This is a genomic window from Allotabrizicola aquatica (SeqCode), assembly GCF_965194375.1.
Classification (GTDB): domain Bacteria; phylum Pseudomonadota; class Alphaproteobacteria; order Rhodobacterales; family Rhodobacteraceae; genus Tabrizicola_A; species Tabrizicola_A aquatica.
This window is the reverse complement of sequence record NZ_CBDAEL010000002.1, coordinates 115,612-135,076: the sequence shown is the minus strand read 5'-3', so window position 1 is coordinate 135,076 and position 19,465 is coordinate 115,612. Positions and strand designations below refer to the sequence as shown.

Below are 19,465 nucleotides of genomic sequence, written 5' to 3'. Positions count from 1 at the left end.
TGGCCGCATTTCCTCAACCCCGGTGCCTTAGCCTTTCCGCATCTGGCCGATCAGCACCGAGAGCGCAAAGATCACCGCCGCTGCGGCCACGATCGACGGACCTGCATCGGTGTCTTGCCACAAGGACATTTGCAGCCCGGCAAAGGCGGCAAGCCCGCCGATGGCCACGGCGAGGACCGCCATCGCCTCGGGGGTGCGGGCCAGCGCGCGGGCGGCGGCGGCGGGGATGATGAGCATGGCGGCGATCAACAGCGCGCCAACCACCTTGAGCGAGACGGCGACCACCACGGCAAGGGCCACCGTCAGCACCAAACGCTCCCGGTCGGGGTTGAGGCCTGCGGCGTGGGCGAGTTCTTCGGAGAGGGTGGAGGTCAGAAGCGCCTGCCAGCGCCAGACAAGGAGTGCGAGCACGACCGCCGCCCCGCCCCAGATCAGGGCAAGGTCGGTGCGCGAGACGACAAGGATATCGCCGAAGAGATAGGCCGAAAGATCGGTCCGCACGCCGGGGACAAAAGAGATGGCCACAAGGCCAAAGGCCAGCGCCGAATGGGCGAGCACGCCGAGCGTGGTGTCCATCGCCCAGCCCTTGGCCGCGAGTGTGGAGACGGTCATCGCCATGGCGAGCGATACGGTCAGGACCCCGACTGTCAGCGGCAGTTGAAAGGCCAGCGCCAAGGCCACGCCGAGGATGGCGGCATGTGAGGTCGCATCGCCGAAATAGGCCATGCGCCGCCAGACAACGAAACTGCCCAAGGGCCCGGCGGCCAGCGCCACGCCAAGCCCGGCCAAAAGCGCGCGGGTGGTGAAATCATCCAGCATGGGTATGCTCATGGCGGTGGGGGTGGGCGTGGTCATGCGCGTGATCATGGCCGTGGTCATGGTCATGCCCGTTGTCATGATCATGATCGTGGTCATGCTGATACAGTGCCAAGGCGCCTTTGGTGCCAAGGCCGAAAAGCGCCCGATATTCTGGGGCGTTCGACACCACGCGCGGGGTGCCTTCGCAGCAGACATGGCCGTTGAGGCAGATCACCCGGTCCGACGCCGCCATGACCACATGCAGATCATGGCTGACCATCAGGACGGCCGCGCCGGTGTCTTGCCGCACAGCCTCTATCAGGCGGTAGAAGGCCGCTTCGCCGGGCTGGTCAAGGCCTTGGGTCGGCTCATCAAGGATGAGGAGTTGTGGGGCGGAGAGAAGGGCGCGCGCCAAAAGCACGCGCTGGAACTGACCGCCGGAGAGGGCGGCCATCTGGCGGTCAGCCACGCCCTCGACCCCGACGCGGGCCAGAACTTCGGCGGCGGCGGCATCGCTGACCCGCACCGGGAGCGACAGGAAGCGCCGGACCGTCATGGGCATTGTCCGATCCACCGCGAGCTTTTGCGGGACATAGCCCAGCCGCAGGCCGGGTGCGCGGGTGACGGCCCCATGGGCCAGCGGGACAATGCCCAAAAGCGCGCGGATCAGCGTGGATTTGCCCGAGCCGTTTGGGCCAAGAATGGTGACAATCTCAGCAGGGCGGATCGCGAGCGAGACGTCATGCAAGACCTCGGCCCCGCCAAAGCGGACGCAGATGCGGTCGGCAGAAATCAGGGGTGGGGAGATCAGGGCTGCGGTCATGCTGTCCCCGCGCAGGCCGGGCAGAGCCCCAGCGCTTCGATGTTGGCGCGTTCGATAACAAAGCCGGATTGCGTTGCGGCTTTTGTCAGTGCCGCCATGACGGGGGCGGCGGGGGCTTCGGCCACCGTGTCGCAGACCCGGCAGATCAGGAAGGCGGGGGCGTGATCTTCGCCCGGATGCATGCAGGCGGTGAAGGCGTTCAGGCGGCGGATGCGGTGGGCAAAGCCTTGATCTTCCAGAAACTCCAGCGCCCGATAGGCGACGGGTGGCTGGTTGCCAAAGCCTTCGGCGGCCAGCCGTGTCAGCACGTCATAGGCCCCCATCGCCTTGTGCTCTTCCAGAAGGATTTCCAGAACCCGGCGACGCACCGGGGTCAGCCGCACGCCGCGCGCCACGGCCAAAGCCTCGGCCCGGGCCAAGGCGTCGGTGCTGCAGTGACCGTGGTCATGCTGGGCAAAGGCCAGATCCGGCGTCTGACAACCGGGGCAGGCCTCAGCATGGGGGGTATCATGGGGCATCTTCGGGCCTTGACATGTTATAGTATTACATACATATCAGCCCTCATCCGCAAAGAGAAGGCCATTGCCATGCGTTATATCATATCGCTTCTGTTGACCAGTGTTGCCGCCCCCGCCCTCACGTTTCCTGCGATGGCCGAGGTGCCGCGTGTGGTCACCGATATTCCGCCCGTGCATTCGCTGGTGGCGCAGGTGATGGGCGATCTGGGTCAGCCGGATCTCTTGCTGGAAAAGGGCGCCAACGCCCATTCGTTCCAGTTGCGCCCGTCACAGGCGGCGGGTTTGCAAGAGGCCGGGCTGGTGGTCTGGATCGGGCCGGAGATGACGCCGTGGCTGGACCGGGCGCTGGAGGGCACCTCAACCGCCAAGGAGTTGCGGCTTTTGGCGGCGGAGGGGACGTTTCGGCAGGAGTTCGGGGCCGAGGGCGCGCATGATCATGGGGCCGAGGCGGGGCATGAAGAGGCTGGGCACGAAGGCCACGACCATGGCACCGAGGAAAAGGCCGAGGCGGGGCATGACGATCACGGCCACGACGAAGCGGGGCATGATGATCACGCAGACCACGCCCATACCGGGCTGGATCCGCATGCCTGGCTCGATCCGGCCAATGCCGGCCATTGGCTGGGCCTGATCGCAGCGGAACTTTCTGCCCAAGACCCTGAAAACGCGGCCGTTTACAGTGCAAATGCTGAAAAGGCGCAGGCTGATCTGACCGCGCTGGACGGTGAAATCGCCGCCCTTTTGGCCCCGGTCAAGGACAAGCCTTTGGTCGTGTTCCACGATGCCTATGGCTATTTTGCCGGGCATTACGGCCTGACCATCGCCGCCTCGATCGCCGAGGGGGATGCGGCCAATCCCGGTGCCAAGCACATTGCCGAGCTTGAGGCGCTGTTGCGTGAAGGGCCGGTGTGTCTCTTCCCCGAGGCGAACCATGACCCGAAACTTGTGGCGCAACTGGCCGAGGCGACCGGGCTGACGCCTGCGGGCGCGTTGGACCCGGAGGGATCGTTCATCGAACCGGGAGCCGCGCTTTACGGGCAGATGCTGCGCGCGATGGCGACGACCATCGCGGATTGCGCCAAGTAGCCTTGCCAAACCCTGCCCGCCCGGCCAGTCTGGCCGGGAAATCAGGGGGTTATCACATGGCAGGGATCGCAAGCTTTGGGCAGACCGCCGACGGGCGCGCGGTGCAGCGCATCACGCTGTCCAAGGGGGATTTGACCGTTGCCCTCCTGACATGGGGCGCGGTTTTGCACTCGGTGCGGTTGGCGGGCGTGGCACATGATCTGACGCTGGGGTCAGACCGGATGGAAGATTACCAAGGCGCGATGCTCTATCACGGCCCGGTCATCGCGCCGGTCGCCAACCGGATTGGTCATGCCCGCGCGAGGGTCGGCGGGCGCGAGGTGCAGTTGGAGGCCAATCAGGCCGGGCATTGTTTGCATTCGGGCAGCACCGGCGCGCAGGGGCAGGTTTGGGATGTGGTGAGCGTCACCGACGACAGCGCGACCTTGGGGCTGAGCCTGCCCGATGGCTTGGGCGGCTTTCCCGGCAATCGGCGGGTTGAGGCGCGGTTTTCGCTGACGGGCCGTGCCACGCTGCGGCTGGAGCTTTACGCCACCACCGAGACTGAGACGCTGTGGAATGCCACCAGCCACGGCTATTGGACGCTGGACGGCGGGGCGGATTGGGCCGGGCACAGCCTGCAGATCGCAGCCGATCACTTTCTGCCGACCGATGCCGATGCCCGCCCCACTGGCGAGATTGTCCCGGTGGCGGGCGGCCCGATGGACTTTCGCGCGCCACGCACGCCGAGCCCCGGTGACCCGGCTTTGGACCATTGCTTTTGCCTCTCCGACGGACCAAGGCCCTTGCGCGATGTGTTGATCTTGCAAGGCGCCTCTGGGCTACGGATGACGGTCGCCACCACCGAGCCGGGCGTGCAGATCTATGACGGGCGCGACGGGAAATGCCCCAGCCGTGGGCTTTATGCGGCGATTGCGATTGAGACCCAAGGCTGGTCGGACGCGCCGTCTTATCCCGATTTTCCGCCGATCACGCTGCGCCCCGGTTCGCCTGCGCGGCAGATCACCGAATGGCGGTTTGACCGCGCCTAAGGGCGCGCGGCTTAAGCCAGCCGGAAGACCTGATCGGTCGTCGCGGGCTGATAGACCAGATTGGCCAAGGCGCGCAGGACCCCCAAGGGCCGGGTGTCGAGACTGGCCATCGGGCGGCGCAAGGGGTGGAACCCGGCGCGCGTGACCGTCTCGCGCAGGGTGTGCGGGGTGAAGGCGTTTAGATGCTCGAGGGGTTGCAGGCGGTGAAAGCTGTCAAAGTCATGCGGCGCGGTCAGGCCGCTGCAATTCGGGACCGCTACAAAGAGGATGCCCCCCGGCACCATACGCTGCGCGATGGCGCGCAGAAGGCCGACGGGGTCGCTGACATGCTCCAAAACTTGGCTCAGCACCACGGCATGGACCTTGCCGCCGCCTTTGGCATCAAAGGTGGCAAGGTCGGGCAGCACCAAGGCCCCTGCCCCCCGCGCGGCATGGGCGCGCGTGGCGCTGATGTCGATGCCGATGGGGTCCATCCCCAAGACCTTGGCCGCCGCCAGCATCTCACCGTCGCCGCAGCCGAAATCCATCAGGCGGATTGGTGCGGCTTCGGGATGCTGGACCCGCACAAGGTGGCGCAGCCGCAAGAGCGTTTTGAGGCGCTGCACGCCTTGGGCAAAGGGATCGGCACGTTTTGCGGTGTGGGTGGCCTCGAACTGGGTGATCTGCGCGGGATCAATCCAGCGACCATAGAGGGTGGCCAGCCCCTCATCTGACAAGATCAGCCGGTGATAGGTGAGGCCACAGGTGCTGCAGCAGACCAGATCAAAGGGCTGATCGCCCAATTCTGCCGCCAGATCGGCGCTGTAGTGAAACTGGGCCAGATGGTTGGCCATTGAGGGGTCAGAAAACCGGCCAGACCACAGGCTTTTGGCCCCGGCTGACCCGCAGCTTGGGCAGGTGGCGCGGGTGACAAAGTCCAGCCGCCGCAGCCGTGCGCTTATGACATCCATCGGCATGCGCCGAACCCCTTTTTCAAATAATCTCGTCGTCCAATATCCGTACCCGGCCATAGGCAGGGGCGCAGGCAGAGCCTGCTTGCCTTTATCTAGGGCAGAAATCCAAAACTTGCGATGCCTTGGCATCCCATAATTTTCGTGGGGCCGCACTGCGATTGGTCATTGCAGCGCGGCCAGATCGGCCGCTTAGACCCCCAAACACCAGCGCATGATGGCCTTTTGCGCGTGGAGCCGGTTTTCGGCCTCGTCAAAGATCACCGAATGGGGGCCGTCCATGACAGCGCTTGTCGCCTCATCGTTGCGATGCGCGGGCAGGCAATGCATGAACAGGCTGTCGGGCTTGGCCCGGGCCATCAGCGCCTCGTTCACCTGATAGCCGCGCAGCTGGTTGTGGCGGCGTTCCTTGGCCGATTCGGGGTCATGCATCGAGACCCACGTGTCAGTGACCACAAGGTCGGCCCCGTCGATGGCGCGGTTCGGGTCGCGTTCGATCTGCACATTCGCCCCTTTGGCGCGGGCGAAGTCGACGAATTTCGCCTCGGGGTCCAGGGGTTCGGGGCCGGTGAAGGTGAAGTCAAAGCCGAATTGCCCGGCGGCATGCAGGAAGGAGGCGCAGACGTTGTTGCCATCCCCCGCCCAGACCACCTTTTTGCCGGCAATGGGGCCGCGGTGTTCTTCATAGGTCATCACATCGGCCATGATCTGGCAGGGATGGGTGCGGTTCGTCAGGCCGTTGATCACCGGGACTGTGGCATGTTCGGCCATTTCCAGAAGGGTGGCCTCCTCAAACGTGCGGATCATGATGAGATCGACATAGCGCGACAACACGCGGGCAGTGTCGGCGATGGTCTCGCCATGGCCAAGCTGCATTTCCTTGCCCGAAAGCACCATGGTCTGCCCGCCCATCTGGCGGACGCCGACATCAAAGGACACGCGGGTGCGGGTGGAGGGCTTTTCGAAGATCAAGGCCACCATGCGTCCGGCCAAGGGCTGGTCGTCATCGGTCATGCCCTTGGGGCGGTTGTTGCGCGCCGATTTCATCGCGTGGGCGTTGTCGATCATGGCGCGCAGTTCGGCGGCGTCGGTGGTGTGGATATCAAGGAAGTGCTTCATGTCATGGTTCTTTCTGGCAGCCCCCGGGGGTTTCACACCCCCGGACCCCCGTGGAGTATTTGGGCCAAGATGAAATGGTCAGGTCAGGGTGGCGGCAAGGTCAGTGGCGGCGCGGTCGAGACGGACCAGCGCCTCGGCGATGTCGGAATCGGGGATGTTGAGCGCGGGCAGGATGCGGATGACGTTGTCGGCCGCGGCCACGGTCAAAACATGCGCATCATAGCCCGCCTTCACCACATCGGTATTCGGGGCCACGCATTTCAGCCCCAAAAGCAGCCCTTGGCCACGCACCGCCTCGAAGACCGATGGATGGCGGGCGACGAGGGATTCGAGCCCTTGGCGGAAGAGGCCGCCCTTGCGGTTAACCTCGGCCAGAAAGCCATCTTCCGAGACGATTTCGAGCACCTTGGCCCCGACCGCGCAGCCCAAAGGGTTGCCGCCATAGGTGGAGCCGTGGGTGCCTGCCACCATGCCGGAGGCGGCTTTTTCGGTGGCCAGCACCGCGCCCAAGGGAAAGCCGCCGCCGATGCCCTTGGCCACCATCATGATGTCGGGGGCAACGCCCGCCCATTCAGAGGCGAAGAGCCGACCCGTGCGGCCCATGCCACATTGCACCTCGTCAAAAATCAAGAGCGCGCCGTGCTGGTCGCAAAGGTCGCGCAACCCCTTGAGGCAGGCATCGGGCATGGTGCGGATGCCGCCCTCGCCCTGAATGGGTTCGATGATGACCGCGCAGGTCTGATCGGTGATGGCCGCTTTCAGCGCGGCGTGGTCGCCAAAGGGCAATTGGCGAAAGCCTGGCATCAAGGGGCCGTAGCCTTTGGTCATCTTTTGCGACCCGGCCGCCGCGATGGCGCCGGTCGAGCGGCCGTGAAAGGCGCCCTCAAAGGCGATGATCTCGGCGCGGGGTGCGCCTTTTTCATAGTGATATTTGCGCGCCATCTTGATGGCGAGTTCGGCGGTTTCCGTGCCGGAATTGGTGAAAAACACCGTATCGGCAAAGGTTTTATCGACGAGCGCCTTGGCCAAGGCCTCTTGTTCGGGGATGCGGTAGACGTTGGAGACATGCCAGAGCTTCGCCGCCTGATCGGTCAGTGTTTTGACCAATGCGGGGTGGGCATGGCCGAGCGCGTTCACCGCGATGCCTGCGCCGAGATCGAGATATCGGCTGCCATCCTCGGCCGTCAGCCAAGACCCGGCGCCCGAGACAAAGGCGAGGGGGGCGCGGTTGTAGGTGGGCAGAACAGCAGAGATCATGGGTCAGTTCCTTGTGCGAAGGCCAAGAAGTGCCAAGGCCGGGACGAAAGGTCAATGCGGGAAGGGCAGGATGTGGCAGGATGGCGTTCTGCAGGGCAGATGCCGGGAGGCCACGGCAGATCGGGCGCTTACGCGAGGCTGCGTCGGCGTCGGGGCAGGTGCGAAGGGCAGCCATAAGCGATCATGCCGCTGCGTTTAGGGCAAATCGCGGCGGTTGCAAAGGGATTTGTGGGGGTGGCTGGGGAGCGGTGTTAGTTCACCCGCTGCCAGTTTTGTCTTTGGCAGATGCCAAAGACACAGCCCGCGACGATCAGCCGATTGCCCGAAAGCGCCATCTTGGAGGCGAAGGTGCGGTCATTGCGCGGGTCCCAGATTTGGCCGCCGGACCATTTTCCGGGCCCGTCGGCGACCATGTCCCAGATCATCTGTTTGCCGCTGTGCGGATAGGGTTGCTCGGCCCCGGCAAGATCGCGGGCGCGCAGGATGGTGCCGCACAGGGCTGCGCCACAGGGGGCGATCTTGACCTCGATATAGCCTTCCTCGGTCGCCTCGCTGCGCCATAGGCCGGTGGCATCTTGGGCGAGCGCAGGCAGAGGGGCCCCGATCAGGAGCGCCAAGGCGAGAGAGCGGGAGAGGCGAGGCATGGGAGCACCTTTCAACAAGAACAGCAGATCAGAACGCGGGCTGTCCGGCCAAGGCCTGCACAAAGGCAAAGGCGGTGAGTGCCGCATAGCCCAGCGCCCCGGCCCAGACCAAACCGCGCGCCACGGCGGGGTTGGAAAGCCCCATGGCCGCGACCCCGATCAGCGGCACGGCGTGCAAGGCATGCATCGCCAGAAAATGCGCGACCCTGAGATCGCCCACCTCGCGCGACCAGCCCATGATCGGCACCACGGCCCCCGTCACCGGCGTTCCGATGAAATGGCCGGGCAAGGCCGCGAGCGTGCCCGCCGCAGGCAGGGTCAGCACAAAGGTTAGGATCAGCCCCAAGGCGAGCGACAGGCGGAGCGCCTCGGGCAGGTGGCTGTCGCGGGCACTCCAGAAAGAGAGGCCCATCATCAGGCTGCCGAGGATCAGCACCGTGGCCACCCCGCCCATCGACAGATAGATCGCCGACATCACCGGATGCGGGTTGTAATGCGAGGCAGTGGCAAACATCGCCGATCCACCGACCCACAGGAGTTCGGCCAGCGTGCCAAGGGTCAGCGCAAGGCCAATCCAGCGCAGGCGGCGCGTGGTGGCGGCGTCTTTCGGCAAAAGGCTGGCAAAGACCGAAAGCGTGACGAGGTAGACCGCCAGCGCGATCTGGAATTTGATCGGCTTGACCCAGACATTCTCACCCTGAAGCATCCGCCCGTCGAGCAAGAGCGCGGGCAAGGTGAGAAGGAGGGACAGGATCACCGCCACCCCGATGCGCAACAGCATGGGGTCCGCCTCGATCCGGGTGCCGCGCGCCCGGGGCATCGCGGGGGGAAAGGCCATCCGCGCGTCAACCATGGCGCACCTCCGTATCGGTGGATGGAATGCCCCGGCGCAGCAGTTTCAGCGCGAGATAGGCCACAAACCCCGCTGGGCCGACCATAAAGACAAAGGGCAGGATCGGCAGCACAACCCAATGGGCAATGCCCTCGCGCCGGGCATCGCGCAGGATCCAGGCGCCGATGAAGAGATCAAAGGCGAGATAATGGACCCAGCCCGCCAGCGCCACATCGGCATCGGTGAAGAGCGCCTGCACATCGGCCAAGGTCTGAAACCCACCGGGCGCGTCGGCGAAATGGACCAGCATCAAGACCGCATAGCCCAACGACAAGAGCCCCGGCAGGACCCATCCGGCGAAGAGATCAATCAGCCGCGGGGCCAGCGGGGCGATGGCCAGCGCAAGCCAGCCCATAAGGGCCAGTGGATTGGCAATCATAAACAGGGTCTCCGGTGTCATCCACATCTCCGATCTTCAACTGGGACAAATCTTTCCACTGGCAAGATTGACGATGTCTTGCAATCTTTCCGCTGTCAAGTTATGATTTTCCCAATGAATATCAGGCGTTGATCGATGAGCGGTGCGACGAAGGCCTCAAGCTATCACCACGGCGACCTGCGCCGCGCGATTCTGGATGCCGGTGAGGCGGAGCTGACCGAACGCGGTCTGGCCAGCTTTTCCCTGCGCCGGGTGGCGGCGCGGGTGGGGGTCAGCCATACCGCCCCCTCGCATCATTTCGGCGACACGGCAGGCATGATCGCCGCCCTTGCCGAGCGCGGGTTCGGGCGGCTTTTGGCCTGTATGGAGGCCCGCCAAGCCAGCGCCGCTGACACGCCTTATGAGCGGCTGATGGGGTCGGGCATGGGGTATCTGGATTTTGCCTTTGCCAATCCGGCGCTCTTTCGGCTGGTCTTTGGCCTGCCCAAGGGCCCCTCGCCCCACAGCGATCTGCACCGCGCGTCAGAGGCCGCCTTTATGCACTTGGCCGGCGCGGTCGCCGACCTGCATGGCAGTGCACCGCTGGCCCACCCTTGCGCGCAAGAAGAGGTGCTGGCCTGCTGGACGCGGGTGCATGGCTTGGCCGAACTGGCGCTGTCTGGCTATATCCCGCTGCGGGCCGATGACCCGAACAGCCCCGAGGCGCGGGCCGAGCGTGACGCCCTGTTTCGCCGCCTGTTCGAAGTGAATTTGGTGCCGCGGTGAGCTGCGCCCTCGGTCCTGACCTTAGCCTGCCAGCCGCCGCGCCAGTGCGGTTTGCCGTTCGATCACGCGGGGCAGATCAATCGTCGCCATCTGGCCCGAGCGCACCACCTGCCGCCCCTCAACAAAGAGATCGCGCACGCGGGTGGGGCCGCAGAGGATCAGGCTGGCCACCGGGTCCCATGACCCGGCCGCCTCAATGCCCGAGACATCCCAGATCGCGAGATCAGCCCGCTTGCCCGGCTCAATCGACCCGCAATCGTGCCGCCCCAGTACCCGCGCGCCGCCCAGCGTGGCAATCTCCAAAGCCTCGCGCGCGCTCATCGCATCGGCGCCGAGCGTGACGCGCTGGAGGAGCATCGACTGCCGCGCCTCGAGCACCAGATTGCCCGCATCATTGCTGGCCGATCCATCGACCCCAAGACCGACCTTGACGCCCGCATCGCGCATCGCGCGCACCGGGGCCACGCCCGACCCCAGCCGACAATTGGAACAGGGGCAATGCGCCACCCCGGTGCCGGATCGCGCAAAAAGATCAATCTCGCGGCTATCGAGTTTCACGCAATGGGCGTGCCAAACATCCGCGCCCGTCCAGCCCAGATCTTCGGCATATTGGCCGGGACGGCAGCCGAACTTGGCCAGCGAATAGGCGATATCCTCATCGTTTTCGGCCAGATGGGTGTGCAGCATCACGCCCTTATCGCGCGCCAGAAGGGCGGCGTCGCGCATGAGGTCGCGGCTGACGGAGAACGGCGAACAGGGGGCGAGACCTACCCGCACCAGCGCGCCCTCGGCCGCGTCATGGTGGGCATCGACGACCCGGATGCAATCTTCCAAGATCGCCGGCTCGCGTTCTACCAGACTGTCGGGCGGCAGACCGCCATCGCTGACCCCAATGCTCATCGCGCCGCGCGTGGGGTGAAAGCGCAAGCCGACCTCATGCGCCGCCGCAATGGTGTCATCCAAGCGCGACCCGTTGGGGAAAAGATACAGATGATCCGAGGTCAGCGTGCAGCCCGAAAGCGCAAGTTCCGCCAGCCCCACCTGAGCGGAGACAAACATCTCCTCAGGCCCAAACCCCGCCCAGATCGGATATAGCGTTTTCAGCCATCCGAACAACAGCGCATCTTGGCCCCCCGGCACGGCGCGGGTCAGGGTTTGATAGAGGTGGTGATGGGTGTTGACCAAACCCGGCGTCACCACACAGCCCTTGGCCTCCAGCACCTCGGCCCCCGGCGCTTGCAACGCGCGCCCCACGGCGGCAATCACCCCGCCGCGGATCAGCACATCGCCCCCGGCAATCTCTTCGCGCGCACCGTTCATGGTGACAACGGCATCGGCATGGCGGATCAGAAGTTCAGGCATGGCGGTTCCATATCTTGCCCACCCCTTCGGTGGATCGGAACCACGGGCGCGACAGAAGGGGGAAGGACTCGGCGCCAGCTTGGGCACAATACCGGACGCTCCCGCCCTCGCCAAGAGCCGCAGGTCAGGTTTTCATCTTGGCAAAAATACTCAAATCCCACGGCTGCGCCCAGAGGAACCACCTGTCGGATGGCTCAAGCGTTCAAAAGCGCCAAGGCCTCGGCATGGATCTCGCGGTTTGCCGCCGCGAGGATCTGCCCGCCCTGAGGGGCCGGGCGTCCCTGCCAGTCGGTCACGATGCCGCCCGCCGCTTCGATCACCGCAATCGGGGCCTGCACGTCATAGGCCTGCAGCCCCGCCTCGATCACCAGATCAATCTGCCCGGCGGCGATCAGCGCATAGGCATAGCAATCGGTGCCATAGCGCACGAGCTTTGCCCGCCCCACCACCCGGCGAAAGGCGGCGCCCTCTTCGGCGGTGCCGACCTCGGGGAAGGTGGTCATCACGATGGCCTCGGACAGACCCCGGGGCGCACGCGCTTTCAGCGCGGTGCGACCCAAGGGGCCGGTGACTTCGGCCCGGCCCAAGCCGCCCTCAAACCGCTCGCCGATATAGGGTTGGTCGATGATTCCAAAGACCGGCCCCGAGGCATCGCCCACCGCGACCAGAACGCCCCATGTGGGGGTGCCACAAAGATAGCTGCGTGTGCCGTCGATCGGGTCCAAGACCCATGTCAGGCCGCTGGTGCCAGCCTTGGCGCCATATTCCTCGCCCAAGATCGCATCTTGCGGGCGGCGTTGGGCCAAGATCTCGCGCATGCGTTCTTCCGACAGCCGATCGGCCACGGTCACCGGGTCAAACCGCGCGGCCTCTTTGGTTTCCGCCGTCAGGCCGTCTTTGCGAAAATGCAGCAGTGTCGCCACCCGGGCCGCATCGGCCAAGGCATGTGCGGTGGACACCAAATCCGCCGCCTCGGTCGCGCTGATCACCCGCATTGCTGCCCCCCCAAAAAAGCAAAGCCCCCGATGCCGGGCTAGCGGCACGGGGGCTGATGGTCAAGCCGCAGATGGGCCTTAGGCGGCGTCTGACAGGACGCGGGCCAAATCGAACAGGCGGCGGCGCTGCGCCTCGGGGATGGCGTAGTAGGAGCGCACCAATTACAGCGCTTCCTTGTCAGCCATCAGATCGGCACCGGGGGCTTTCGGCACATCGCCCTCGGCCAATCCTTCGAAGAAAAAGGCAATCGTCACGCCCAGCGCATCGGCGATATCCCACAGCCGCGACGCTGAAACCCGGTTCATCCCGGTTTCATATTTCTGGATTTGCTGGAACTTGATCCCGACCTTATCCGCCAGTTGCTGCTGGGTCATCGCGATCATCCAGCGACGGTGACGGATGCGCTTGCCCACATGGGCGTCAACAGGATGCTTCATTTCTTTTCTTCCCTTTGTGCGATGCGGACATGGCGGACCACGACACAGCTTTATAAGCAAATTTTACGCCAAACTTGCGCATTGGACGCGGTAACCATGTTTTTCTGGATCGCCCGACAAGACAGCCGGAAAACCTGTCCTTTTGGATATGTCCAATTATACAGATGAAGAACTTTCGAGAGAGCGCGCACCCATTGCGCGCTAAAGGGTCATGCAATTTGATAAACTCGCGCAAGAGGTGTTTTCTATTTCGCAATGCATTTTGCAATGATCTTCGTCAATGATCGTTGCAATTTGCGAATTCTGTGGACTTGACGCCCCGAAATCCCCCCGTATTGATGCGGAGCGGCAGCCATCTGAGGACATGCAATGAAATCCTGGCGACTGGGCGAGCTTGGCGGCGACTTTGCGTTAGAGGTGATGGACAGCCCCATGCCCGGCCCGGGCGAGCTGCGGCTGCGCGTGGCCGCCGCCGCGCTGAACTTTGCCGATCTGCTGATGCGCGACGGCAAGTATCAGGAAAAGCCCCCCCTGCCCTATACGCCGGGTATGGAAGTGGCGGGCGTGGTGGAGGCGCTTGGCCCCGGCGTCAGCGGCCCGGCCCCTGGCACCCGCGTTCTGGCCTTTCTCAATCACGGCGCGCTGGCTGAACAGGCGATTGCGCCTGCCAATCGCGTGGTGGCCATCCCCGATGCCATGCCCTTTACCGATGCCGCCGCCTTTCCCATCGCCTATGGCACCTCGCATCTGGCGCTGGACCACAAGGCGCGGCTGCAACCGGGCGAGACGCTGTTGGTGCTGGGGGCGTCGGGCGGCGTTGGCCTGACGGCGGTGGAGATCGGCAAGCGCATGGGCGCGCGGGTGATTGCCTCGGCCCGTGGGGCCGAAAAGCTGGCCATCGCACGGGCTGCCGGGGCGGATGAGGCGATCGACAGCGAGACGCCTGATCTGAAGGCCGCCTTCAAGGCCTTGGGTGGGGTGGATGTGGTCTATGACGCCGTGGGCGGCCCGGGTTTTGATGCCGCCTTGTCGGCCTGCCGGCCTGAGGGGCGTCTCTTGGCCATTGGCTTTGCCAGCGGGCAGGTGCCGCAGGTGGCGGCCAACCTCTTGTTGGTCAAGAACCTTTCGGTGATGGGGCTATACTGGGGCGGCTATCTCAAATTCGCGCCGCAGGTGTTGACGGGCAGCCTGAACACGCTCTTGGGCTGGTATGCCAAAGGGGGTCTGCGCCCCCATATCAGTCACCAACTGCCCTTTGACCAATTGCCTCAAGCGCTGGAATTGCTGCGCGACCGCAAATCCACCGGGAAGATCGTGATCCGGGTTCAGGACTGAACCAGTTTCAACTCGCGCTCTTGCACCACGACGCGGCCTTTGCCTTGGGCATAGGCGCGGCGGATCATTTCGGCCATCGCCTGAATGGTGTGCGAATGGGCGGGTTGGGCAACGTAGAGATTGACCTTCATGGTGGACAGATCCGGCAGCGCCCCGCCGTGATTGATGCGTTCCACATAGGGCGGCTCGGACCCAGCCAAGACGGTGTGCACGGCCAGATCGGCCGAGACACTCGCCTCAACCGTGCGGGTGCTGTCGCTTTCCACCGCCATTTCCCACGGGATGCCCGCCCGGTCCAAGGCCGCCTGCACGCCTTGGCGGAAGATGCAGTTGTGCTCATAGGCCAGCCGCAAGGGCCGACTTTTCCATGCCGCCCCTTGTGGCGCGCCGACCCAGACCAAGGGCAATTCGGCAATCGTTTCGCCCTCGGGATCGACGCCCACCTCGGTTGTTAGGATGACGTCGCATTCGCCGCGGGCGAACTGGGCCTTGAGGACGCGAGTGAAGGAGGACAAGAGCGTCACCTTCATCTTGGGATACTCTTTGGCAAAGCGGCGCAGCACCTGCGGGATGGCCGGATAGACAATGTCATGCGGCACGCCCAGCACGATCTCGCCCTCGTGCACATCGGTGGTCAGGCGGTGAAACGCCTCGTCGTTCAGCGCCAGCATCTTGCGGGCATAGCCCAAAAGCTGCTCGCCCTCGGCCGTGAGCCCCACTTTGCGGGCGGAGCGGTCAAGCACGTCACAGCCCAAAACCTCTTCCAACCGTTTGATTTGCATCGACACCGCCGATTGCGTCAGGTTCAGGAACCCGGCGGCGCGGGTGACACCGCCCGCATCGGCGATGGCCACGAACGAGCGCAGCGAGGTCAGGTCGAGATTGCGGATCACATCACAAATCCTGATTTCAGAGTTCAATATCATTCGTTTTCGGAATGTTATCGATTCGGGTAGAACAATCAAGTGTCCTGATGGGATTTGCCCGCAGGATCACCGCTGTTAATGACCCTGAAAGGAAAGATCATGTTCGCCTCTGTCGCCACATCCACGATGACGATCCGTCGTGTCGAGATGCAGAGCACCCTTGGCCGTTTGGCCAAAACCCTTCGCCTTGGCCTTGTCGCCCACCGTCAGCGCCAAGCGCTGCGCGGGATGGATGCGGCCCGTCTGGCTGATATCGGCCTCACCGAACGCGCCGCTTTGGCCGAAGCCAACCGTCCGTTTTGGGACGTCCCGGCCAGCTGGCGCCGCTAAGGCAAAAAATTCGACATTTTTGACGTCGTATTTCGCAATGAAATCCTTGAAAACCAGAAGGTGAACCCCGATATTTTGCGCATAAGGCGGTGCATGGGCCTGTTCATGCGCCGTCCCCAGAAACATCGGAGGCTTACACATGGCACAGTATGATACGATCCGGACCGTGGGCGCCGCCCAGGCGGCCCAGATCGACGAGGGCCTTCGCGCCCATATGACAAAGGTCTACGGGCTTATGTCCGTGGCGATGGTGCTGACCGGCGGCGTGGCTTGGGCCGTTGGCACCAATGAAGCGATGCTGGCCGCGATCTTCGCAACCCCGGTCAAGTGGTTGGTAATGTTCGCGCCCTTGATCATGGTCTTTGCCTTCAGCGCGATGATCAACCGTCTGTCGGCCGCCGCAGCACAACTGTTCTTCTATGTGTTCGCCGCAGTCATGGGCCTGTCGATCAGCTATATCTTCGCCGTCTACACCGGCACGTCGATTGCGCAGACCTTCTTGGTCACCGCGATCGCCTTCGCGGGTCTGTCGCTTTACGGCTACACCACCAAGAAAGACCTGTCCGGAATGGGCACCTTCTTGATGATGGGTCTGATCGGCCTGATCGTCGCTTCGATCGTGAACATCTTCCTCGCCTCGTCGGCGATGTCCTTCGCGATCTCGGTGATCGGTGTGTTGATCTTCGCGGGTCTGACCGCGTTTGACACCCAGAACATCAAGAACACCTATATCGAGCATGCCGTTCATGCCGATCAGGAATGGCTGGGCAAGTCGGCCATCATGGGGGCGCTGAGCCTCTATATGAACTTCCTGAACATGTTCATGTTCCTGCTGCAATTCCTCGGCAACCGCGAATAAGCGCGGGGACCAAAGCGAAACAGAAGGCCGGGGGAAACCCCGGCCTTTTGCTTTGCGGGGTTGGCAGGCCTAGACCACCGCGCCGAAAAGCGCGCCAACAGCCGCCGTCACCGCCATGGCCACCGCCCCCCAGAAGGTGACCCGCGCCACCGCGCGCAGCACGGGCGCGCCGCCTGCCTTGGCGCCGATGGCCCCCAGAAGGGCCAGAAACAACAGCGACAGCGTCGTGACCCAAAGGGTGATTTGCGCGTCGGGAACCAAGGCCGCCGTGGCCAGAGGCAGGGCCGCCCCCACCGCAAAGGTCAGCGCCGATGCGCCAGCAGCGACCAAGGGCTTTGCCTCGCTGTGCTCGGAAAAGCCCAACTCGTCACGCAGATGGGCGGCCAGCGGGTCATGGGCATGCAGCGCGGTGGCGACCTGCAGGGCAAGGGCCGGCTCCAGCCCCCGGTCCTCATAGATGCTGGTCAGCGCGCGCAGCTCTTCGGCGGGGCCGGCGTCCAACTCGGCCTGTTCGCGTGCGGTGTCGGCCTTTTCGGTATCGGACTGGCTGGAGACCGAGACATATTCGCCCGCCGCCATGCTGAGCGCACCCGCGGCCAAGCCTGCCATGCCCGCCACCAGCACCTCGGCCCGCCCTGAAGCCGCCGCCACGCCGACGATCAGCGAGGCGGTGGAGACGATGCCGTCATTGGCCCCCAGCACCGCCGCGCGCAGCCAGCCGATGCGGGCGACGTAATGCTCTTCATAATGACTGCGTTCCAAAATGGCCTCCGGGTGAATGTCCCGAATTGGGCGCCTGTGGCGGGCGAAGGTCAAGGGTTGCGGTGTAAGCCTTGGCTTACGCGCCTTGCGCCTTGGCCCGAAGGGTGGCCACCAAACGAAAAGGCCGCCCAAACGGACGGCCTCTGCATCAGATTTGGATCGGCAGATCTTACTTGATCTTGCCTTCCTTGTATTCGACATGCTCGCGCTTGACGGGGTCATACTTCTTCACAACCATCTTTTCGGTCATGGTGCGCGCGTTCTTTTTGGTCACATAGAAGTGCCCGGTGCCAGCCGTCGAGTTCAGACGGATCTTGATCGTCGCCGGTTTGGCCATGGTCGTCTCTCCTGCATCGGGAAAACCTCAGTCTCCCCGGTAAAACCTTGAAGCCCGCCTTTTACCCGTGGGAGGGGCAGAGTCAACAGCAAAAGCACCGGCTCAGGCGACCGAGCGCGCGGCCTCTTCGTCCCCGCCGCCCGAGTTGCGGGCGTCGGGCTCATCGGCGGCGGCATCCACCTCATCCAGTTGCAGCAAAAGCCGCTGAAACCACGCGGCGGCGGCGGTTTCAAAGGCCGCCGGGCCTGCGCTTTGGCGCAGATCGGCCAATTGGGCGCGCAGCCAATCGAGCGCGATCTCTTCTTGGTCCGCCCGGTCGGCGGTAGCCGCGGCATCGTGATAGCGGGCCTGAAACCACGCCATCGCCGCCGCCTCATGCGCGGCGATCTGCGGCAGGCCGCGAATCTGCGTCTCGATCGGGGTGACCTGCGCGCGGAAGCGGAGGAGCGATTTGCTTTCCACCTCGTTGCGGTCGACCAGACGGTAAAAGTCCGATCCGATCACCCGTTTTTTGTTCTTGCGCCCGTTGGCATCGCCGCGGGCGTGTTTCAAGAGATGCAGATCGTCGGATTTGACATGGTGGTGATGCAGGCTGGCATGGGCCCAAGTGCACTGCGCCGCCGCGACCGGGTAGCCCGATTTGCGTTTGGACATCAGCGCATCGACCGGCATCGGCACACCGGCGGTGTTGACCACCACCGGCACCCGCTTTTTCCACGGCAGTTTCGGGCTATGCACCCCCATCATTTTAAAGCGCTGGGGGCGAAAGAGGGTCTTGAATCCGACCTGCGCCGCCGCCCCCGGCACCGGGACATCGCGTTCGCAGCGCGTGAAGGTTTCCACCACCGACCCGCCCTGCCAGCTTGCCACACCCGCGCTGCCGAAGTGCCGCCATTGGATGGCAATCGCATCGACGCCGGGATGCAGGGCAATGAGATCATCAACCCGCCGCGCGCCCAGTTCGATGTTGAGGTATTCATCTGCATCAATGTGCAAGACCCACCCCGCCTGCCGCACCTGCGGCAGTTGAAAGGCCATCTCGAGCGCCTGTTTTTGAATGCTGCCCGCCGTGTAGGGGCCGGGGTTGTCGTAATGCTCGACCGGTAGAAAGCCCGCCATGGCATCCAAAAGGCGGTCGGTGCCATCGGAGCAGGCGTTGGTATAGACGATGATGCGGTCAAACCCGAGGGCGAGATGATGCGCCACCCATTCCACCACAAAGAGCGCCTCGTCGCGCATGCAGGCGACGATCACCTTTTTGGCGACCTTCTCTGTGGGTGTGTCGGGGTAGGGCATGGGTGAAATGCAACGATTGAAAAGGAATTTGACGAAAACTATTCACCATTTTGCGCCAAACCGCCACGATATTTCACAGCTTGGGTAAATTGCGCGGAGGGCCTGTAAGCCGGATTCTGTCCCGGGGCTTACGCCCCTTGGATGACCATTCCTCTGCCGCACCCGTTACCGGGGCGGTCAAGCTGCCAACCCGGGCCTTTGGGCTGAAGTGTCCCTGTGGAGGTCTCTGACCGCCCGAAGGCAGATGGTCAGACCTTTCCACGCAAGGCCCCTATTCGGCATTGCTCCGGGTGGGGCTTGCCGTGCCAGTCCTGTTGCCAGTCCTGCGGTGGGCTCTTACCCCACCGTTTCACCCTTACCCCGCAAGCGGGGCGGTTTCTTTTCTGTGGCGCTTTCCCTGGGGTTGCCCCCGCCGGGCGTTACCCGGCACCCTTCCTTCATGGAGTCCGGACTTTCCTCGAGGCGCAAGCCCCGCGGTCATCCAGCCCTCCGCGCAAGGGGGCAGATACGGCGAATGGGGCCGCGCTTCAAGCCCTAAGGCGGTGGGAGTGGCCTTGCCAGTG

The 19,465-nt window shown here is 64.1% G+C and carries 21 protein-coding genes, 1 other RNA gene and 1 pseudogene; 6 read left to right on the top strand and 17 right to left on the bottom strand.

Going from position 1 to position 19,465, the window contains the following annotated elements:
* Positions 1–27 precede the first annotated feature (27 nt).
* The 3 genes from AC72UB_RS03390 to AC72UB_RS03380 are packed head-to-tail and all read right to left on the bottom strand — an operon-like array spanning position 28 to position 2,139.
* Positions 28–819 carry a metal ABC transporter permease gene (locus tag AC72UB_RS03390; protein ID WP_505188844.1) on the bottom strand — a complete coding sequence of 264 codons (792 nt, stop codon included), beginning with the start codon at positions 817–819 and terminating at the stop codon, positions 28–30.
* Positions 809–1,621, bottom strand: coding sequence for a metal ABC transporter ATP-binding protein (locus tag AC72UB_RS03385; RefSeq protein ID WP_505188518.1), 813 nt, complete (start codon positions 1,619–1,621; stop codon positions 809–811). Before AC72UB_RS03385 ends, AC72UB_RS03390 begins: the two co-directional genes overlap by 11 nt.
* Complete coding sequence (locus AC72UB_RS03380; protein ID WP_505188517.1) at positions 1,618–2,139, bottom strand: Fur family transcriptional regulator; 522 nt, start codon at positions 2,137–2,139, stop codon at positions 1,618–1,620. The genes AC72UB_RS03385 and AC72UB_RS03380 overlap by 4 nt, the downstream gene beginning before the upstream one ends.
* A gap of 69 nt (positions 2,140–2,208) precedes the next feature.
* Between AC72UB_RS03380 and AC72UB_RS03375 the strand changes: the two genes are divergently transcribed.
* The gene (locus AC72UB_RS03375; protein ID WP_505188516.1) at positions 2,209–3,225 is read left to right on the top strand and encodes a zinc ABC transporter substrate-binding protein; all 1,017 of its coding nucleotides are present in this window, start codon (positions 2,209–2,211) and stop codon (positions 3,223–3,225) included.
* A 56-nt stretch (positions 3,226–3,281) separates the two neighbouring features.
* Positions 3,282–4,256 (top strand): aldose epimerase family protein, encoded by a 975-nt coding sequence (locus AC72UB_RS03370; protein WP_505188515.1) that lies wholly within the window; start codon positions 3,282–3,284, stop codon positions 4,254–4,256.
* An 11-nt stretch (positions 4,257–4,267) separates the two neighbouring features.
* Here AC72UB_RS03370 and AC72UB_RS03365 read toward each other — a convergent pair whose 3' ends face one another.
* From AC72UB_RS03365 to AC72UB_RS03340, 6 genes are all read right to left on the bottom strand, one after another.
* Entirely contained in the window at positions 4,268–5,212 is a 945-nt protein-coding gene (locus AC72UB_RS03365; protein WP_505188514.1) for a class I SAM-dependent methyltransferase, read from the bottom strand.
* Between the two features lie 186 nt (positions 5,213–5,398).
* Complete coding sequence (gene argF / locus AC72UB_RS03360; protein ID WP_505188513.1) at positions 5,399–6,325, bottom strand: ornithine carbamoyltransferase; 927 nt, start codon at positions 6,323–6,325, stop codon at positions 5,399–5,401.
* 78 nt (positions 6,326–6,403) lie between these two features.
* The gene (locus tag AC72UB_RS03355; protein ID WP_505188512.1) at positions 6,404–7,582 is read right to left on the bottom strand and encodes an aspartate aminotransferase family protein; all 1,179 of its coding nucleotides are present in this window, start codon (positions 7,580–7,582) and stop codon (positions 6,404–6,406) included.
* A 251-nt stretch (positions 7,583–7,833) separates the two neighbouring features.
* Positions 7,834–8,226 carry a DUF2147 domain-containing protein gene (locus AC72UB_RS03350; RefSeq protein WP_505188511.1) on the bottom strand — a complete coding sequence of 131 codons (393 nt, stop codon included), beginning with the start codon at positions 8,224–8,226 and terminating at the stop codon, positions 7,834–7,836.
* A 28-nt stretch (positions 8,227–8,254) separates the two neighbouring features.
* Positions 8,255–9,079 carry a hypothetical protein gene (locus AC72UB_RS03345; protein ID WP_505188510.1) on the bottom strand — a complete coding sequence of 275 codons (825 nt, stop codon included), beginning with the start codon at positions 9,077–9,079 and terminating at the stop codon, positions 8,255–8,257.
* Positions 9,072–9,518: an ABA4-like family protein gene (locus AC72UB_RS03340; RefSeq protein ID WP_505188509.1), complete on the bottom strand. Its 447-nt coding sequence runs from the start codon at positions 9,516–9,518 to the stop codon at positions 9,072–9,074. Before AC72UB_RS03340 ends, AC72UB_RS03345 begins: the two co-directional genes overlap by 8 nt.
* A 114-nt stretch (positions 9,519–9,632) precedes the next feature.
* Here AC72UB_RS03340 and AC72UB_RS03335 point away from each other — a divergent pair, with 114 nt between their 5' ends.
* On the top strand, positions 9,633–10,262 hold the full coding sequence (locus tag AC72UB_RS03335) for a TetR/AcrR family transcriptional regulator (RefSeq protein WP_505188508.1): 630 nt from the start codon (positions 9,633–9,635) through the stop codon (positions 10,260–10,262).
* Between the two features lie 21 nt (positions 10,263–10,283).
* On the opposite strand, the gene AC72UB_RS03330 is transcribed toward AC72UB_RS03335, so the two are convergent.
* The 3 genes and pseudogenes from AC72UB_RS03330 to AC72UB_RS03320 form a co-directional block, all read right to left on the bottom strand.
* Entirely contained in the window at positions 10,284–11,624 is a 1,341-nt protein-coding gene (locus AC72UB_RS03330; protein WP_505188507.1) for an 8-oxoguanine deaminase, read from the bottom strand.
* A gap of 194 nt (positions 11,625–11,818) precedes the next feature.
* A complete protein-coding gene (locus tag AC72UB_RS03325) occupies positions 11,819–12,619 on the bottom strand; it encodes an inositol monophosphatase family protein (RefSeq protein ID WP_505188506.1) in 801 nt (266 codons plus the stop codon).
* 78 nt (positions 12,620–12,697) lie between these two features.
* A pseudogene (locus tag AC72UB_RS03320) lies at positions 12,698–13,057 on the bottom strand (helix-turn-helix domain-containing protein).
* A gap of 369 nt (positions 13,058–13,426) precedes the next feature.
* Here AC72UB_RS03320 and AC72UB_RS03315 point away from each other — a divergent pair.
* The gene (locus AC72UB_RS03315) at positions 13,427–14,392 is read left to right on the top strand and encodes an NADPH:quinone oxidoreductase family protein (RefSeq protein ID WP_505188505.1); all 966 of its coding nucleotides are present in this window, start codon (positions 13,427–13,429) and stop codon (positions 14,390–14,392) included.
* Here AC72UB_RS03315 and AC72UB_RS03310 read toward each other — a convergent pair.
* Positions 14,383–15,285 carry a LysR family transcriptional regulator gene (locus AC72UB_RS03310; protein ID WP_463290434.1) on the bottom strand — a complete coding sequence of 301 codons (903 nt, stop codon included), beginning with the start codon at positions 15,283–15,285 and terminating at the stop codon, positions 14,383–14,385. The two genes, AC72UB_RS03315 and AC72UB_RS03310, sit on opposite strands and share 10 nt — an antisense overlap.
* Positions 15,286–15,417: 132 nt before the next feature.
* Here AC72UB_RS03310 and AC72UB_RS03305 point away from each other — a divergent pair, with 132 nt between their 5' ends.
* Together AC72UB_RS03305 and AC72UB_RS03300 are read left to right on the top strand one after the other, a co-directional pair.
* Positions 15,418–15,648, top strand: a complete 231-nt coding sequence (locus AC72UB_RS03305) for a DUF1127 domain-containing protein (RefSeq protein WP_505188504.1) — start codon at positions 15,418–15,420, stop codon at positions 15,646–15,648.
* Between the two features lie 139 nt (positions 15,649–15,787).
* Positions 15,788–16,507, top strand: a complete 720-nt coding sequence (locus tag AC72UB_RS03300) for a Bax inhibitor-1/YccA family protein (RefSeq protein WP_505188503.1) — start codon at positions 15,788–15,790, stop codon at positions 16,505–16,507.
* A gap of 69 nt (positions 16,508–16,576) precedes the next feature.
* Here AC72UB_RS03300 and AC72UB_RS03295 read toward each other — a convergent pair whose 3' ends face one another.
* From AC72UB_RS03295 to rnpB, 4 genes are all read right to left on the bottom strand, one after another.
* Complete coding sequence (locus tag AC72UB_RS03295) at positions 16,577–17,272, bottom strand: VIT1/CCC1 transporter family protein (RefSeq protein WP_505188843.1); 696 nt, start codon at positions 17,270–17,272, stop codon at positions 16,577–16,579.
* Between the two features lie 166 nt (positions 17,273–17,438).
* Entirely contained in the window at positions 17,439–17,606 is a 168-nt protein-coding gene (rpmG, locus tag AC72UB_RS03290) for a 50S ribosomal protein L33 (protein WP_008027883.1), read from the bottom strand.
* Between the two features lie 102 nt (positions 17,607–17,708).
* The gene (locus AC72UB_RS03285; RefSeq protein WP_505188502.1) at positions 17,709–18,902 is read right to left on the bottom strand and encodes a glycosyltransferase family 2 protein; all 1,194 of its coding nucleotides are present in this window, start codon (positions 18,900–18,902) and stop codon (positions 17,709–17,711) included.
* A gap of 89 nt (positions 18,903–18,991) precedes the next feature.
* An RNA gene (gene rnpB / locus AC72UB_RS03280) (RNase P RNA component class A) lies at positions 18,992–19,395 on the bottom strand.
* Positions 19,396–19,465: the final 70 nt, after the last annotated feature.

Coding starts and splice junctions, on each gene's coding strand:
- AC72UB_RS03355 (WP_505188512.1), bottom strand. CDS start 7,582: ATGATCTCTGCTGTTCTGCCCACCTACAACCGCGCCCCCCTCGCCTTT.
- AC72UB_RS03305 (WP_505188504.1), top strand. CDS start 15,418: ATGTTCGCCTCTGTCGCCACATCCACGATGACGATCCGTCGTGTCGAG.
- AC72UB_RS03390 (WP_505188844.1), bottom strand. CDS start 819: ATGCTGGATGATTTCACCACCCGCGCGCTTTTGGCCGGGCTTGGCGTG.
- AC72UB_RS03315 (WP_505188505.1), top strand. CDS start 13,427: ATGAAATCCTGGCGACTGGGCGAGCTTGGCGGCGACTTTGCGTTAGAG.
- AC72UB_RS03365 (WP_505188514.1), bottom strand. CDS start 5,212: ATGCCGATGGATGTCATAAGCGCACGGCTGCGGCGGCTGGACTTTGTC.
- rpmG (WP_008027883.1), bottom strand. CDS start 17,606: ATGGCCAAACCGGCGACGATCAAGATCCGTCTGAACTCGACGGCTGGC.
- AC72UB_RS03285 (WP_505188502.1), bottom strand. CDS start 18,902: ATGCCCTACCCCGACACACCCACAGAGAAGGTCGCCAAAAAGGTGATC.
- AC72UB_RS03350 (WP_505188511.1), bottom strand. CDS start 8,226: ATGCCTCGCCTCTCCCGCTCTCTCGCCTTGGCGCTCCTGATCGGGGCC.
- AC72UB_RS03330 (WP_505188507.1), bottom strand. CDS start 11,624: ATGCCTGAACTTCTGATCCGCCATGCCGATGCCGTTGTCACCATGAAC.
- AC72UB_RS03340 (WP_505188509.1), bottom strand. CDS start 9,518: ATGACACCGGAGACCCTGTTTATGATTGCCAATCCACTGGCCCTTATG.
- AC72UB_RS03345 (WP_505188510.1), bottom strand. CDS start 9,079: ATGGTTGACGCGCGGATGGCCTTTCCCCCCGCGATGCCCCGGGCGCGC.
- argF (WP_505188513.1), bottom strand. CDS start 6,325: ATGAAGCACTTCCTTGATATCCACACCACCGACGCCGCCGAACTGCGC.
- AC72UB_RS03375 (WP_505188516.1), top strand. CDS start 2,209: ATGCGTTATATCATATCGCTTCTGTTGACCAGTGTTGCCGCCCCCGCC.
- AC72UB_RS03325 (WP_505188506.1), bottom strand. CDS start 12,619: ATGCGGGTGATCAGCGCGACCGAGGCGGCGGATTTGGTGTCCACCGCA.
- AC72UB_RS03370 (WP_505188515.1), top strand. CDS start 3,282: ATGGCAGGGATCGCAAGCTTTGGGCAGACCGCCGACGGGCGCGCGGTG.
- AC72UB_RS03335 (WP_505188508.1), top strand. CDS start 9,633: ATGAGCGGTGCGACGAAGGCCTCAAGCTATCACCACGGCGACCTGCGC.
- AC72UB_RS03300 (WP_505188503.1), top strand. CDS start 15,788: ATGGCACAGTATGATACGATCCGGACCGTGGGCGCCGCCCAGGCGGCC.
- AC72UB_RS03385 (WP_505188518.1), bottom strand. CDS start 1,621: ATGACCGCAGCCCTGATCTCCCCACCCCTGATTTCTGCCGACCGCATC.
- AC72UB_RS03380 (WP_505188517.1), bottom strand. CDS start 2,139: ATGCCCCATGATACCCCCCATGCTGAGGCCTGCCCCGGTTGTCAGACG.